This window comes from Vibrio iocasae, assembly GCF_042245395.1.
Classification (GTDB): Bacteria; Pseudomonadota; Gammaproteobacteria; order Enterobacterales; family Vibrionaceae; genus Vibrio; species Vibrio iocasae.
On record NZ_CP145311.1, the window covers coordinates 2,088,012 to 2,103,463 of the forward strand.

Here is a 15,452-nt window from a genome sequence, read left to right on the forward strand (position 1 = left end):
GTTCAATTTCTAGAAGTAAAAATCTACAGCCATTTCAACAAAGTCATCCTTTCTCAATGAATATAGGGGATCCGTTGCAATATCATTCGTCATTCCCCAGGCTTCCATCCTGAGACTGAACTGGTTGCTTAACCTTGTTGAAGCTTCAATTCGATATATCCGAATGTCAGATTCATCGATATCCTGAGTCATACCTATCAATATCTCGCTGCTATCCTCATCATTGAACGCTAATCTGAGCCCGCCAAAAATATCATTTTGACCAATAGCATTAGAATCTGCCTCTCTGGAGTCGTAAAGATACTCAGAAATAATACCTAAGTCCCACACCCTTCCAAACGCACCAACCCAGGTATACTCAAAGCCCGCTACCGAAGCTGTGTAGTTTTCATAGCTATCTTTATATATTGCTTCAAGCTTCCATAGCCAGTCCCCAACTACTCCCTGAACATCTAAACCTGTATGTTTCATTTGTGCGTAGTATGGGATTAGATCCGTTCCTTCAACAAGCAGAGTTGGCTCTCTATCTGTGCCCTGTAAATAACTTACGCCTATGTCCCAGTCACCAAACATTTGAGAATAACGTAGTGCAAAATCGGCGTGTTTTTCTTTATCAGAAGATTCAAACCTGGGTTTATCTGTATTTACAACATAACCTGTACGTAACCTTCCATCTTTTCCAGGAAATGTCCTTTCTCGAAAATAAGGAAGGTAATAGACTTCGGTTGTTCCCCAGTCTTTGAACATTGAAAAGGTCCACATTGGCTGACCCAGCTTATCTTCACCATCTACCGATTCGATTAAATCTGTCTGATTGATAACATCAACCAAATGCGTTGATTCAGTGACACCCCAAAATACTTTCCCTATTCCAAACCGAAACTCATAATCTGACCATGCATTCAAATAAAGCATCTCTCTGATATCTGCATGTGTTCTTTCAGAATCCAGATTGTCATACCGATAGAAAGGTACAAAGGTAAAAGATGCGTCCCCTTCTTCGTCACTCAACGTCCAGTACATCTCCGGTTGTGCCAATATAGAAGGTTGCGACTGTTTTTGCCCCTGATCACCTTCACTTAAAAAATATCTGTACTCCGCACTTAATTTCCCAGAAAGCTCATACTCAAAAAGTGAAGATCCATTAACTGTAAATGTAAATAGAGTAGCCGCTACGCCAACAATATGTGTGAAAACGGAGTTGCGGTAAGCATCTCTGAGCAACATTGCAGGTCCCCCTAAATCACTTAACTCGTTTCAGAGTACTCTGTTTGAAATCTCTCTCTTCAAGCCCCGTTTGAAACTCAATATCTTTCGTCCTGAGGACGGTACTCTTCCCAGTCTGATGGTTAACCATCTCTAGCGTATGTGCACGCCAGTACTTATCCAGATACTGCTCGTAGTCAGAGAATGTGAGAGTTTTAAGCAAAGTATCTTTTCTATCGTAAAACTCCACTTTCAAGGGGCGATACTCCTCTTTGTCCAACCAGACTATCTGTCTCTTGTAGCCAGATTTTTTATCGCGTGGTTTTTGCTCCACAACGTATGAAGATAACTTCCCTATACTTTCATCTTTGAGATAAAGAAAGTCATACTTCTCTATCTCAAACGAGGTAAGGTCTTCGTACGCAAATTCGCTTCCCATAAATGGGCCAGATTTATTTCGCGACGAAATACGTTTCACTCGCTTCAGGGCAGGCAAATACAACCATTGGTCATCTGCTCCCTGTGTATGTGAATGGCTTAGAAAAGCAGTTCCTTTCACATCCCGGGGTTCATCAAATATGGTTAATCCTTTATCGCCGTCTCCTTCCACTTCCAATGACTTCATTCTCATTAATCGGTTAGCTGTATCTCCTCGGGAGTTTTTTAATATCATCTCCATAGAGGCTGAGCTGTCCTGCCACCCTTTATCTCTGAGTTTTCTTTCCTTAGCAATCTCTAGGCCTTTTTCGGCATTAGCCAGGACGAAAGAGGGATTCAGGAGTAATACCGAAGCAAAAAAACTTAAACCAATGGTCTTAATGACAGCAGTGAGACTTTTATTTCGAGATAACAGGGTCATTAGCTGTTCCTTTTTTATCAAACATCATTAACAAGCATGGTAAAAAGAAAAAATCCACAACCAAAGCCAGAAAAATAACTATGCTGCTGAGTTTTCCCATATCAGAGTTTAAGCGGAAAGAAGACATTGCAAGTACAAGGAAACCAGCCACAAGCACTACAGTCGTAATCCATAAAGCCCTTCCTACCGTATGAAATGCGTATCTGACCGCTTGTTCAGGATCTTTACCAGCGAGCCGCGCATTTTTGTACTTAGTCAAAAAGTGCACTGCATCATCGACCACTATCCCCAGCGTCAATGAGGCAACTACTGAGAGCCCCAGATTAACCTCACCAGATATCAGAGCCCAAACACCAAAGCCAATAAGCGCTGGCACCATATTTGGCACAATACTTAGCAGGCCTAACTTCAGTGAACGCAATGCTAAAAAGAGCAGTCCAGAGATCAATAACAAACTGACCGGTAGCGAAACCAGCATGCTTCTCATGTTTGTCTCCCCGATATGGGCAAACATAAGCGAAGGACTTGATGCCTTGACTTTATATTCCGTGCCTTTCGGAGCATTAATCTCTAACCAGTCGTATACTCTGTTTTCCAGGTTAACGAGCTCAGAACTGCCCAGGTTGTCTGTCTTTACCTGAATTTTGAGAGAAGATTTATCAATGTTTATTTGGTTGTTTAAATCCAATCCATATGGCAAAGACATCTCATACATGAGTAAGTATTGGGCAGCCAGTTCTCTATCATCTGGCAAGTAATAATAGCTCTCATCATCCCCATGCATGTTTTTGTTCAGCCTTTTAAAAACATCCGACATGGAAGAGACATGGTCAACCTCTGGCTGGACTCTTAACCAGGCGGTAAACCCTTCGATTGTTTTTAGAAACTCTGGATCGACTATCCCCTGCTCTTCGTTGGTATCTATAGCAATACTCATCGTGCCCATACCACTAATATGTTGCTGCATAAAGTCTACGGCCTGACGAAATTCGCTCTGCTTGCCAAAATACTTCACTGAGTCGTCATTTATTTTATTGAGTGGAATAGCAGCGCAGGACAGAAAAATAATAACAATCGATGTAGGTAATATTATTCTTCTTCTCTCAACGACGAAGTCCGCGATGCGGTCCATGAAGTTGCCATCACTTTTCTCATAACTCTTAAACTTAACAGGTAATACTCTTAATAAAGCAGGCAGAAATATCAAGGATAAAACACATGCGACCATTACCCCCAAACCAGCCAAAGTACCAAATCCCCTTAATACCGGAGAGTCAGACATATTCATCATCAAAAAGCCGATTGCAGTCGTCACAGAAGTAATGAGTACGGGAAGAGCATTCACTCTCAGGCTTTCTTTTATCGCAACGCTTTTTTCCGAACCATGCCTCATCTCATGTCTCATAGTGGCAATAATATGAACACAATCTGCTACAGCAAGCGTTAGAACTAAAGTCGGAATGTTGACAGTAGCAATGTTCATATACATTCCGGCCCAGCCGGAAAACCCTAACGTAGCTAAAACGGATGTAACAATGACGGCAAGCGTTGCTATAACGCTGGTAAACGAGCGCAAAAGAATGGTTAAGATAATCAGAACAACCAACAGCATCATCGGAACCAAGGTCATGATATCTTTCTGTGCAGAAGTCATAAATGCATGATTCATTGCAACAACCGCTGTTTTATAAAACTCTGTACCAGGATACTCTTCTTGATACTTGTCTATTAAACCCGTGATGTAATCATGAACTTCAATGACTTCTCTGGTTTTATCAATTTCGGGGAGCTGAACAGTCACATTAATAACCGCAACATCTCCATTTTCAGATACTATGGCGTTTTTTGTCACCGGTTCGTTGAGCGCAACATATTTTACCTTTGCAATTTCTTCGTCGCTAAACTCAAAGAACTCAGAAACAAGATCTTCCACCAAAAGGTCATCTTCTATCGCTTCTGTATGCTGATAATTTGAGAGAGAATCCACTCGGCTGGAGTATGGTGTAAGCCATGCATCTTCTGTGAACTTCTGGATTAAAGTGAGTGTATTTTGCGTAAATACATTGCCATCTGGAGGAGATATTACAACTGCCAGGCTGTCTGTTTTCGAAAAGGTCGACTGAATTTCTTCAAAGGCCAAAAGCTGAGGATTAGCCTTATCGAAAAAAATATTGTAATCCCCTCGAAAATAAAGGTTCTTAGTACCGAGCGTGGATAGGATTATCGAAATAATACAGATAATTATAGTAACTATCGGAAACTGAACGGGTATTTGATGCCATTTCTCTGACGCAACATTTTGATTATTCTTCTTGTTATTCACTATATTCCCCATTTTGTCCTTAAAATTCAGAATAACAGTTTTCTATTTGACCTCGATTCATATGTGAGGGTGTACAAAGGCCAAAGGTAAGCACTTATTATTGAGTCCAGTCAAAAACAGTATAGTAAGAGTCTCTATAAATAACATCATAGCCGCCCGTTTCGGACTTTCTGTCTGTTATCAACAAAGTCTTCTCAATATCATTTTTAAAACATCTATCCCCAAGGCCTGCAGAAAGTACAAAGTGCTTATTTTCCGTATAACTGGGTGCGGGATTCAGCGCCAGTAAATCAACAATCGGTGCTGGAAGCTGTTTCGAAATCTGAGCCCACCTCCCTTCAACAGGAGGTTGTTTTTCCAGTGGATGCCCCCAATTCACCCCGTTCAGGTATCGCTGTAACGACCAGAACGTATTTAATGTATTTTCAGCAACCACACACACCTTATTGTTGGAGTGACTAAAACTCTCTGAAACCACCTCTACAACTCTGGAAAATGCGATGGGTTCCTCTGGCTTATTCTTATGAATAAAACCCCAAAGATTTGCAACAACAATGACTCCGGGTAAGGATAGCTTTAGCAAACGATTCAGAGGCAACTTTACTATTACTCCGGCTAGAGCAATATAAATAGGCGGCAAAGCAAAGATGAAGTTTCTTTCAAGCCACAACGGCTTTATCAGGTGAGAAATAGCAAAGTAGAAAACAACCGGAAGCACCAGATAACAAATAATAATGTTACGAGACTCCGGATACCTCAAGGAAAGGAGAATAAATACCAAAGGTATAATTGCCAGATACAGATAATCGAGAATCAATATACCCTGCATAAACTCAATAACCGCTGTTATATCAGGTTTAATTGCATGCCCGACAGACTTGATCGCTGAATTTGCAATAACAGGTAACGACAATAAAAAAATCGAGAAGTGCGTGATACTCCATACTACAAGTTGTTTTCTGTTTTTATAAAGGTACGGCAGTCCGTAGCAGAAATGGAAAAACACAAACAAAATGCCAATTGCATGTGAACATAGAATTACAACCGCATTTATCATAATCCATTTGAATAACTTGTCGTTACCCTTTGAATACTCACTAACAAGTACAAACTGCACAAATGATAACAGAGCCAGGAGCGAGTACATCCTTATCCGCCCGCTATACTCAAGTAACAATGGGGATGAAAAAACCAGAATCGTAGCAATCAACGCTTCTGTAAGGCTTCTTCGTTTGCTTGTATATAAGAATACGCTCGAAACAAGAAGCGCATGAAAAAACATAGAGTTTGCTCTAAGCCAGATATCCGAACGGCTGATAAGCGCCCAGACATCCAGAAGAAGATAATAAAGCGGGGGGTGTAAGTCCCATCGCAAATTGAATACTAACACATCAAGCGGGTTTCCCAGCACGGCGGTTGCCCCCCAGGTATCATCACCTGTGATAGGAAGTTTTAAAACAGGTAGATTTAAGATACTAAGAGCAACTATCGCTACAAGTAGAACCAAAACAAAAGCAATCGTCTCTTTAGCATTTACCTTAGTCATAACTATCTCGATATGTAGTAGATACCAACAACAATTAACAGCGTTCCCAGCATTTTGTCTGCCGTTAAGGGCTCATTTAAAAACCAATAGGCAAAGAGCATGGTGCCAATAAATCCCAAACCAACAAAAGGGTACGCTTTGCTTACGTCTATTTTTGATAGAACAACCAGCCAGATCCCAGCACTAGATACATAAGCAAAAAGCCCGGCCAAAACAGGGATGCTTGTTAGAATTGCAAAAACAGCATTTTGTAGGTCTGCCTTTAGCGCTGTCTGAACCGTCACACTAGACATTCCCTGTTTCAGACAGATTTGCGCCGCAACGGACAAGCTGACACTTGCAAGAATCAGAGAGTAAGTTAAAAAGTTCATATAACCTGAGCCATTAATGTGATTAAGCAGCAGAATCCGATGGTAATCAAACTGCCCCTATCTTTTAGTGAAAAAACAATTGGGTCATCATCCATTTCACCTCGGTGAGTCTTGATCCACATCCTCATCAACCAGTAACACAATCCAGGAATAATGAGCCACAGAGAGTCAGGTTGCTGATACTGGTCTGACAGTGCACTGTTATTGATATAAAAACAGAACATTAATACTGCCAGCATTGCGGAAGAAGCACCGAAGCTAACTAACACGGAGTAATCACCGACCGTGTAGTCTCGTCCGCTCGCTCTCTCTTTCCCTGTTTTTTGCATTGAGTGAATCTCAGAGCAACGTTTTACCAGTGCCAGACTCAAGAATATGAAGATGGAGAAAGCCAACAACCAAAAAGACGCCTGTATACCTAACACGGCAGCGCCTGCGATAATTCTTACCGTGTATAACATCGCCAACATAACCACATCCATTCCGATGTACTGTTTGATTTTAAAGGAGTACGCCAGTGTCAATCCTAGGTATGCAATGAGAACAACGGTAAATTCGCTACTTGTTGACATTGCAATGACTAAAGAGCACACAATAAGAAGAATAGATGCTCGCAATCCGTCAAGAATACTTATATTACCTGCAGCCAAAGGCCTCTCTTTTTTTCTGGGGTGGCTGCGGTCAGATTCCAAGTCTAATAAATCATTAAATATATAAGTAGCGGATGCCAGTGATGAGAAGCTACTAAAGGCTAACAAAGATAAGAAGATACTGCCGGGTTGAAAAAGCATACCCGAGACCATTAAGGGAACAAAAATCAGTAAATTTTTTAACCATTGATGGACTCTCAATTGCTTGATCCAGCAAGCAAGTTGATTCGAAGACTGGGTATCAAATACCTTTTTAATATCGTACTGCTTTGAAGCTTCTAAAACTTTCTGTGACGGGTTAACCAGAAATGCCTCATTTGCATCTTTAAACAACTCAAAGTCGACAAAGTCATTACCAGCATAAGCAAACTCTTTATTTTGTTCCTTTATTCTACTTAGCTTTGCTGCACCTTTTATATTGTTTGATTCTGAGCTACCAATATAGTCATCAAAAATTTCGCTATTAACAACAACTTGTCTGGCAAACTTCTCAGTGGATGCTGTGGCGAGTACTATTTTTCTGCCTTTTTCTTTTTCCTGCACAAGGAACCGATTAAATTCGTCCGACACAGGCATTAATTCAATGTTTATATCGCAATACTGTGCCAGCTTGTACTTAAGATGTGCTTTTCCCTGTCGTAACCAAATGAAGCAGTAAAATATCACTAATGGGTTTGACTTCACTGCCGATATAAAACTCTCAAAAAGCAAATCAGTCTTGATGTAAGTTCCATCCAAGTCAACATATAACGTTGAAATATTATTATCACTTTCCATAGCGTAATACTTTTTTGTGAATACATTGTAAATATTACTTTAGTAACAAATAATATGTCTAGCGACAAAGTTGTTCCAAAACTGAGACTTAAAACCTTCCGTGCAACTATATATGCAAAGAGATGATCAAAAGAGTATTCTCAATATTGAGAACATGCAGTACTTTAGTTTAATGACTAATAATATGGTTTACTTATTACTTTCAATAACAAGTTATAGAGCGGTTGGTAAACATTCAACTAACGTCGACTCTTGATTGTAAGCATTGACAATAACTGTTTGATCTCGACCTTTGTCTTTTGCTCTATATAAAGCCTGATCCACGAGCTCTACGGCATCCATAGGTTTATTATTCGATTTCGGGACGCAAGTATATACGCCCAGACTCACAGTTAATGGCGGGTCAATATCCCTATTATCATGCTTCAGTTTGAGATTATTAATGGTTTTATGGATACGTTCAGCAACCGTTTTTGCTCCTGCTAAGTCTGTATCACACAGAATAAAAGCAAACTCTTCTCCACCATATCTATAAACACGGTCAAGAGGACGCTTCAATGGTTTCCCTAGCGCTTTTGCAACCAAAACTAACACTTCATCACCAAACACATGGCCATACGTATCGTTTAGTTTTTTAAATTTATCAATATCACACATGATCAAAGAGAAAGGAGTTTCCTTTCTTGCATGATTTTTCCACTCAGAAGTCAGGTGCTCACTAAACATTCTTCGATTACCTATCTGAGTCAATGAATCAATCAAGCTGAGCTTTTGGAAATTGTCTCGGGTCCGCTTCAACTCTTGTTTCGTCAGCTCTGTCTCTGTAATGTCTCGCGCAATAATAAATAATCCTGGTTTTTGGTTTTGCGGATTAGTAAAACGGAACTTACGAGCATCTAACCACTGTTTGTTGCCTAACCTATCTCGAACTTCATCAACCATCAGAAATGCTTCTCCAGTATCCAAAACCTTCCTGTCTGAAACTGAGAATTTTTCCAATACCTCCCTTGAAGCAACATCCTCCAAACGTTTTCCTAGTAAATCTTCAGGCCTATCTATTCCAAGTGGTTCTACAAAGGCTTGATTGCAAGCCTCATACACCAGATTATGATTCGTCATGCCTATCGCTTCTGGTACAGCCTGAATAATGGTATTAACTATTTCCCCATGAGAAGTAAAACTATGGTCAATGCTGTTTTGTTCATTAAATTGGACTAACCAGGTTGCTTTACCACGATACTTAAATGGTGAACAACACACGCCATTTCCTACATATAGGCGTTGCTCATACTTAATAACTTCAGTTAACTTTTCTTCGATATTTCCTTTTTGAAGATATGCTTTTGCTCCTGGACTTGCGTAAAGTATGTTCAATCGAGAATCCGTAACAACTGCCAACCCAAGGTTATCGATAGTTTGTTTAACCCCTCGATCATAAATCAAGTATGAAATAAAAAGAGATACAACCAAAAGTAATACGACTAACCAAATTTCCATATAAAGCTAACTCAATAAAATTATTTATAATTTTCAGCGTATTTATAACTTGTGATGACTTTTTATACAACTCACCATTTCTGAAATATGAACTCAGCAGTCTCACAAAAAAGATAAGTCTGCAAACAAAGTAAACAAATCTATATTTATCTTCATTGAAATCACAATAGGAATTCCGCACATACGAAAAAGCCCTAGCATTTCTGCTAGGGCCTTTTCTGAATTTGGAGCGACACACGAGGTTCGAACTCGTGACCTCAACCTTGGCAAGGTTGCGCTCTACCAACTGAGCTAGTGTCGCAAGATGGTGCCCCGGGCCGGACTTGAACCGGCACAGCGCGAACGCCGAGGGATTTTAAATCCCTTGTGTCTACCAATTCCACCACCAGGGCACGCTAGATAAGCGATGGAGACACCATCTATTCCTCCAGGCCTTTGCCTTGGGAACAGGGCGTACTTTACTGGATTGAAAATTTTCGTCAACAAGAAAATGTAATGTTTTGAACTGTATGGCTAAAAATCGGTCTTTCCGGCCAATTTCCATCCATATTGAACAAGAGTCAACCATACTTCAGTGGTGGATTCGTGCATAGTCTCTGTTCATGCTCTACTCTTTTATATGAGCAGGGCTAGCAGCATAAACAAAGCTTTATCTTAAAATCAGGTTTGATCTATATAAGTTGGGGAGGCCAAAGTATTGTGAGCACGCAATCAGATAACATAATAACTTCATCAAATGTCTATGATAGGTTGAAACACATCTTTTATCCTGCTTTCTACTTTGTTTTTGGTACGGCATGGATATATTTTTTAAGCAGTTACCTTCACGTTATACCAAATGGGATAGCCATTCAGATTAACGACGCAATATTTCATCTTGATACTTCAATTTGGATAAACCGAATAGAAAACCCAAACTGGACGGAGATATCTGTTTCTCATCCGTTAAGGCCTTTCATCTGGGCTGAGTTAGCCAGATATTTGTCCTTGACTGTAGATACCGACCTAGGTGTATCGGCAGTTTATGGTGCCAAGCTTTTAAATGCACTCCTTTTTGGAGTTGCGTTGGTATGTCTTACTTCATTTAGTAAACAACTCCTCAATGACAATATAAAGGTTTTCCTAATCTGCTTTTTTACTATGATGTGCTCGACTGTCGCTGTGGTAGCGACTCCGGACCACTTCGGCATCTCATTCTCATTGCTCATCATATCCGTATATTTCGCGCACCTGGATAAAAACCTAGGATACCTTATATTTTTGCAAATATTGATGCTTGTGTTACTTGGGGGAACAACCATTACAAACGCGCTATTTCCTTCATTAATGATTTGTTATCTCTTATATAGAGAAAACGCCACAATAGTTAATATATATAGAAAGTATAGAGCTAAGATAAATACAGTAGCTTTTATACTGGTTTCTGTAGCTATTCTTTTTGTTCTTGTCAGTAAATGGGACAGACTGGCAAGTGGTGATTCTTATTTTGTTAAGTTCTTTAATTTCAGGCTGATAGACGAGCCGCTTGTTGCGATTCAGTATTCACTCTCAGCAATCATTTATCCAATTGTGTCTGTAGCACCCCATATCGTAGAAAGCAGAGTGTCCTTAGAGCCCATTAATTTTAGTAACATCAACCCGTTCAATATTTTTACATCCTTAATATGGTTATATTGCCTTATAAAAGGTGTTTCTCTAATGTGGCAGTCAAGCACATCCAGACTACTGTTATTAGCGTTATCTGCCTGGCTATTCTTCAACATCATACTTCATAACTTATGGGGAGATGAGTTCTTCTTGTTCTCTCCACATTGGACAATTTCTCTATTGGTGTCTTTTATATATTTCGCCAAAAAAACAAAATTAACCGCCCTGTTATTGCTGATTACCCCTCTGTTATTAGGCCAATTACTTTTCTTTATTAAAGTAGAAAATCTACTTTCTTTGCTATATTAACGATCTTGGCTAACCAGACTTGTAAAAAGCAACCACCGCTCGTACGGTGGTTGTTTTTATTTCACTCCATTTAGATTGAATCAGTCACTACTGAAGCTCAATACCATTATCTTTCACAACATCAGCGAATGAGTCGTTAAGGTACTTCACATTTGTAAAGCCATTCTTAGTCAGCAGCGTGTAAGCCATAGCAGCTCGAGCACCTGCTGCACAGTGAAGGATGACAGGCTTATCTTTTGGCACTTTCGCCAAATGTTGATCTAGCTCACCTAGTGGAAGGTTGATAGATTTCGCAATATGTCCTTTTGCAACTTCGTCAGGGTTGCGAACATCGATGATAGTCGCAGTACCTTCTTTTGCTGCTTTAACAAAAGCGACTTCTTCAACCGCTCCTTTAACCAGCATCTTCTCATATACAAGCTCAGTTGCAATCTTATCTTTGCCTGTAGGAAGTTTTGCGGCTGCCCAACCTTCCATACCACCATTTAGAATAGTGACATTTTTAAACTTCCAGAAGTTTAAAATCTCATAAGCTTCAATCGCTTCATCAGCATCCGCTGTATCGGCAACAATTATGATTGGTGCTTTCTTGTCGCGAAGTTCAAAGATGGTGCGTTTTGCAACAGGCTTCTTCTCTTCGTTCCATTTGTCGTGCATGTCAGCTAGCTGAGCCGCGGGTAAGTGAACAGCACCTTGAACAAAGCTTGATGGTTCGTCACGAACGTCAAGAATGACATGGTGAATATTAAGGTTCTTAGCAACCCAACTCGAATTTACATGAGCCGGATAGATTTCACCTTTCCATGCAGGCATACCTTCTACATACGCCTTAACGTTTGTGTAGCCGTTCGCTTTAGCAATTTTCAACGCAGCCGGACTTAGAGGACAAGTCACACCACCACAATAGAACACAACCAACTGATCTTTGTCTTTCGGCAACCAACCTAAGTTCTCAGCAAGCTTATCAGATGGCGTTGCTTTCGACGTTGGGATGTGGCCAACATTGTACTTCCCTACTGGTCGAGCATCACCAATAAATACAGGCGCGCCTTCATCCAACAAGTCGGCCAAAGTATCTGTATCTATGATCTGATCATCAGGTAATTTAACTAATACACGTTTTATCTTGCTGGCATAACCGTTCTCGTCGATCTCAGCTTTAAACTTAGTGTTTACAGTAAGGTCTTTAAAACTTTCAGCATCCACTAAAGCCGTGTTCTCGTCATACTTAATGACGTTGACTTCTTTAGTTTTTGGATTCAGGTACTGGATTGTTTTGGTCAAATGAATCGCAGACTGAATCTTACCCACAACTTCGTCAGCGGCTACAGAAAAAGGTATTGTAACCAGCAATGAAGCAACTAGTGCAGTTCTCTTAAACATAATTTACTCCCTATCCTTTCGATTCCTAATTAGTTACAAGCTGCTAACTCACCACTATCAGCCGCATATTTCATCGCAAAATCTGCGACATCCGGTGCGATTTCCTGGAACTTATCACTCGCTAGAAATTCTGCTGATTCAGGGTGTTTCTTTGCGAATTTTTTGATAAAACGCTTTGCATCTTTCTTGAAGTAACGTTTCCACTCCACCTTCAGGTGCTGGGACGCAAATTCTTGCCCGTTATATCCAAACAGTGGTCTGAGATATTCCAAATAGTATTCTTGCCCTTTTGCTGCATCTGCCTGTGCACCAAATGAGAACAACACAATCATCATTCCTAAAATTAGCTTCTTCATAAGATCAACCTCTTTACTTTATAATTCTAAAAACTCTATTTATCTTTAACTTCTTCTTTGCCTGTCAGCATCGCTTTCATATGGCTGCTAAGCTTCTCACCCAATGTAATCAGGTATAGGTGGGTAACCAGAAATGCGATAACAACGTAAGCACATAAGGTATGGATAGCAGCAACGACTCCTATGTGACTCAAATAACCGGCCTCTCTCAGCTCTGGATAGAAGAAGAAAATCAATCCGGTAATGATTTGTAGGGGTACGATTACAAATACAACACCCAGATAAGCAAACCTTTGCAAAGGATTGAACTTATTTTCTGGTGTCATGTGATGAGGATGTTTCTCCCCGACAAACACACCATATAAGTAGTATCGAAGTACCCCATCAATGCCTTTCGTCGTAGGGACATATTGCTTCCAATCCCCGGTTGTAAATATCCAGGTAAAGATAAGAACAACCAACGCAAACCAAATAAATCCTGCAACATGGTGGTAGTGAGAACTGTGGCCGAAATAGAACACCTTAATCAGACCGTGCAGCTCTAATCCTGTAACAATCAAGGTGAGTATCAGTAAAGCCTGAGCCCAATGCCAAAAGCGTTCGAACCGTTTAAAAATAAGTACTGTCTTTTTCATTTTCTTATCCCCGCACCTTTATTTCTGAGCAGCCTTGCGGCGACGAATTGTAGAGATTCTGATTAAAGCGTGAACTACAACACCTGCAAGCACACCGAAGATCATGAGCGCCCCAATAACTTCAACAATGGTGTAGCTATCGCGCCCCACAAGGTAGAAGTCATTCAGCCCTTCTAAGCGGCTCTGTCTACTATGGCATTGACCACACTTTACGGTGTCTTTCGCTGGCGCAACCATATGCTTGATTGGCCAATAACCATTTGTCTCGATAAAGTCGTATTTTCCACTGTAATCGATATGATTTAATTTGGCCCCCGCATCCAGAGCCTTAGCCCAATCAAGCTCGGTCCATAAAGCACCTGTGCCTTTCTTGCCATAGAGTTTGATAGGCAACATATGATTTTGCTCTGCATCATACGGTTGCTTACCTCTATGAATCTTAAATGGCCAAATCTTCGCTTCTGGATCGTTGTAATCACCCGTTGGAGGGTTTACATCGATTGGTGCATCTTTAGGGTCGAAGATATCCAGATAGGTCATCTGTTTTAGCTCACCCTTGTACCAGCGATATTCAGGTACTACATTTTTACCCCAGGTAAAGGTACCTTTCTTACTGGTATAAGCGATGTTCTCAACGCCATCGAACATTTCATTAATAACGTACCCTTTACCGTCTTTCTTCTGACCTGCGGTCGACCAGTCCCAGGATAGTTTTGTTAAGTAAGGCCCTCTGGCCATCTCTGGAATATGACAAGATGCACAAGCAACTTTGGCGGTGTGATTATCTATATCACGATCATTGTGTGGTGTTTCACTGTGACAGGATTCACAAGAGACGTTATTACCTTCGCGTTCAGGTCGCCCCATGTTCAGGTCGTGGTCGATAAATGCTTTACGATCGTTATAACGCCCAGATATTTTATGCTCATCTGCTGTGTGACAATCCTGACACGAGAAATCCAGTTTCTCCGGACTCATATGTACATCAAGATCAAAATCTGGATTGACCAGCGACATGTCTGTGTCACCGTGTTTAACCCCGTTACCGCCGCCACCATTCGCATGACAAGCTAAGCAATTATCTCGCTCCGGCACGCCCACATGTTGTGCGACATAAGAAAGATCAACCGCTTTTTGTACGACCTTGCCGTTAACGATTTTGTCTTCATAAAATGGATGGCCTGACGAAGCAGAAGATTTTTTATAAGTCCCTGTCGTATCGTGACAAACCAGACAATCGACGTTTTCTTCTTCTTCAAGGTCAAAATCTTCATTACGCCAACCGTAACCGACATGACATTGAGTACAGCTCTCGTTACCTTTAGCGGACACGCAATAGTTGTTAAAACCATTTTGTGCTTTACCAACCATGACACCATCGACCTCTTTTGCCCACGTCCAGTGGAAAGTGGAATGTATCTGTTTTGCCGCTTCAGTATGGCATTCCAAACAAGCCAGCGTGACGTCTGGAGCATAGTCAAACTCATCATCCAATACATCAAACGTTGAATGATCTGCCGTACTTGCTACTGACGAAGGTTGACGTTTTTCTACTTTAACTTCCTGCCCACCAGCATTAGCGAATGAACCAGCAAAAATAACGAATAAACCGACAACCAGTGTGATTAATTTCTTCATTTTTATATCGCCTTAATACTAAGAGAGTTCATGTGATGAATGCATCAATGCATTAATTTAGAACCACCTAACATATCTTTTACTTATATATATATTTCTAATATAACTGATTAAGCCTTACAAATCTCATGGTTAAGGATAGAACAGATCAAACCTTCAGGCTGGATCACATTATATTTTTTGCATTTGTCAACACAAAAATTGATCCAAAACAAAAATGTCTATTTTATTTCGATATAACAAAAAGATAGAAAT

The 15,452-nt window shown here is 40.5% G+C and carries 12 protein-coding genes and 2 tRNA genes; 1 reads left to right on the forward strand and 13 read right to left on the reverse strand.

Annotation, left to right across the window (positions count from 1 at the left end):
* Nucleotides 1-9 precede the first annotated feature (9 nt).
* The 9 genes from SNR28_RS19210 to SNR28_RS19250 form a co-directional block, all read right to left on the reverse strand.
* Complete coding sequence (locus SNR28_RS19210; protein WP_375750154.1) at nucleotides 10-1,227, reverse strand: hypothetical protein; 1,218 nt, start codon at nucleotides 1,225-1,227, stop codon at nucleotides 10-12.
* 16 nt (nucleotides 1,228-1,243) lie between these two features.
* Complete coding sequence (locus tag SNR28_RS19215) at nucleotides 1,244-2,065, reverse strand: outer membrane lipoprotein-sorting protein (RefSeq protein WP_375750155.1); 822 nt, start codon at nucleotides 2,063-2,065, stop codon at nucleotides 1,244-1,246.
* A complete protein-coding gene (locus SNR28_RS19220) occupies nucleotides 2,043-4,388 on the reverse strand; it encodes an RND family transporter (protein WP_375750156.1) in 2,346 nt (781 codons plus the stop codon). Before SNR28_RS19220 ends, SNR28_RS19215 begins: the two co-directional genes overlap by 23 nt.
* A gap of 97 nt (nucleotides 4,389-4,485) precedes the next feature.
* The gene (locus tag SNR28_RS19225; RefSeq protein ID WP_375750157.1) at nucleotides 4,486-5,934 is read right to left on the reverse strand and encodes a hypothetical protein; all 1,449 of its coding nucleotides are present in this window, start codon (nucleotides 5,932-5,934) and stop codon (nucleotides 4,486-4,488) included.
* Nucleotides 5,935-5,936: 2 nt separating this feature from the next.
* Complete coding sequence (locus SNR28_RS19230) at nucleotides 5,937-6,305, reverse strand: EamA family transporter (protein ID WP_375750158.1); 369 nt, start codon at nucleotides 6,303-6,305, stop codon at nucleotides 5,937-5,939.
* Entirely contained in the window at nucleotides 6,302-7,732 is a 1,431-nt protein-coding gene (locus tag SNR28_RS19235) for a UbiA family prenyltransferase (RefSeq protein WP_375750159.1), read from the reverse strand. The genes SNR28_RS19230 and SNR28_RS19235 overlap by 4 nt, the downstream gene beginning before the upstream one ends.
* A gap of 213 nt (nucleotides 7,733-7,945) precedes the next feature.
* Nucleotides 7,946-9,229 carry a GGDEF domain-containing protein gene (locus SNR28_RS19240; protein WP_375750160.1) on the reverse strand — a complete coding sequence of 428 codons (1,284 nt, stop codon included), beginning with the start codon at nucleotides 9,227-9,229 and terminating at the stop codon, nucleotides 7,946-7,948.
* Nucleotides 9,230-9,454: 225 nt separating this feature from the next.
* Nucleotides 9,455-9,530: transfer RNA gene (locus SNR28_RS19245), tRNA-Gly, on the reverse strand.
* A gap of 4 nt (nucleotides 9,531-9,534) precedes the next feature.
* Nucleotides 9,535-9,621: transfer RNA gene (locus SNR28_RS19250), tRNA-Leu, on the reverse strand.
* Between the two features lie 307 nt (nucleotides 9,622-9,928).
* Between SNR28_RS19250 and SNR28_RS19255 the strand changes: the two genes are divergently transcribed.
* Nucleotides 9,929-11,185, forward strand: a complete 1,257-nt coding sequence (locus SNR28_RS19255; RefSeq protein ID WP_375750162.1) for a hypothetical protein — start codon at nucleotides 9,929-9,931, stop codon at nucleotides 11,183-11,185.
* Nucleotides 11,186-11,272: 87 nt separating this feature from the next.
* On the opposite strand, the gene SNR28_RS19260 is transcribed toward SNR28_RS19255, so the two are convergent.
* Genes SNR28_RS19260 through SNR28_RS19275 form a run of 4 tightly spaced genes read right to left on the reverse strand, consistent with a single transcriptional unit; the run spans nucleotide 11,273 to nucleotide 15,197 of the window.
* Nucleotides 11,273-12,568, reverse strand: a complete 1,296-nt coding sequence (locus SNR28_RS19260; protein ID WP_375750164.1) for a rhodanese-like domain-containing protein — start codon at nucleotides 12,566-12,568, stop codon at nucleotides 11,273-11,275.
* A gap of 29 nt (nucleotides 12,569-12,597) precedes the next feature.
* Nucleotides 12,598-12,924, reverse strand: a complete 327-nt coding sequence (locus SNR28_RS19265) for a hypothetical protein (RefSeq protein WP_375750166.1) — start codon at nucleotides 12,922-12,924, stop codon at nucleotides 12,598-12,600.
* A 35-nt stretch (nucleotides 12,925-12,959) separates the two neighbouring features.
* Nucleotides 12,960-13,559 (reverse strand): cytochrome b/b6 domain-containing protein, encoded by a 600-nt coding sequence (locus tag SNR28_RS19270; protein ID WP_375750168.1) that lies wholly within the window; start codon nucleotides 13,557-13,559, stop codon nucleotides 12,960-12,962.
* 18 nt (nucleotides 13,560-13,577) lie between these two features.
* Nucleotides 13,578-15,197, reverse strand: a complete 1,620-nt coding sequence (locus SNR28_RS19275) for a tetrathionate reductase family octaheme c-type cytochrome (protein ID WP_375750170.1) — start codon at nucleotides 15,195-15,197, stop codon at nucleotides 13,578-13,580.
* Between the last annotated feature and the right edge of the window lie 255 nt (nucleotides 15,198-15,452).

Excerpts from the sequence above, each read along its gene's own strand:
- SNR28_RS19210 (WP_375750154.1), bottom strand. The coding sequence starts at position 1,227 with ATGTTGCTCAGAGATGCTTACCGCAACTCCGTTTTCACACATATTGTT.
- SNR28_RS19215 (WP_375750155.1), bottom strand. The coding sequence starts at position 2,065 with ATGACCCTGTTATCTCGAAATAAAAGTCTCACTGCTGTCATTAAGACC.
- SNR28_RS19225 (WP_375750157.1), bottom strand. The coding sequence starts at position 5,934 with ATGACTAAGGTAAATGCTAAAGAGACGATTGCTTTTGTTTTGGTTCTA.
- SNR28_RS19230 (WP_375750158.1), bottom strand. The coding sequence starts at position 6,305 with ATGAACTTTTTAACTTACTCTCTGATTCTTGCAAGTGTCAGCTTGTCC.
- SNR28_RS19235 (WP_375750159.1), bottom strand. The coding sequence starts at position 7,732 with ATGGAAAGTGATAATAATATTTCAACGTTATATGTTGACTTGGATGGA.
- SNR28_RS19240 (WP_375750160.1), bottom strand. The coding sequence starts at position 9,229 with ATGGAAATTTGGTTAGTCGTATTACTTTTGGTTGTATCTCTTTTTATT.
- SNR28_RS19260 (WP_375750164.1), bottom strand. The coding sequence starts at position 12,568 with ATGTTTAAGAGAACTGCACTAGTTGCTTCATTGCTGGTTACAATACCT.
- SNR28_RS19265 (WP_375750166.1), bottom strand. The coding sequence starts at position 12,924 with ATGAAGAAGCTAATTTTAGGAATGATGATTGTGTTGTTCTCATTTGGT.
- SNR28_RS19270 (WP_375750168.1), bottom strand. The coding sequence starts at position 13,559 with ATGAAAAAGACAGTACTTATTTTTAAACGGTTCGAACGCTTTTGGCAT.
- SNR28_RS19275 (WP_375750170.1), bottom strand. The coding sequence starts at position 15,197 with ATGAAGAAATTAATCACACTGGTTGTCGGTTTATTCGTTATTTTTGCT.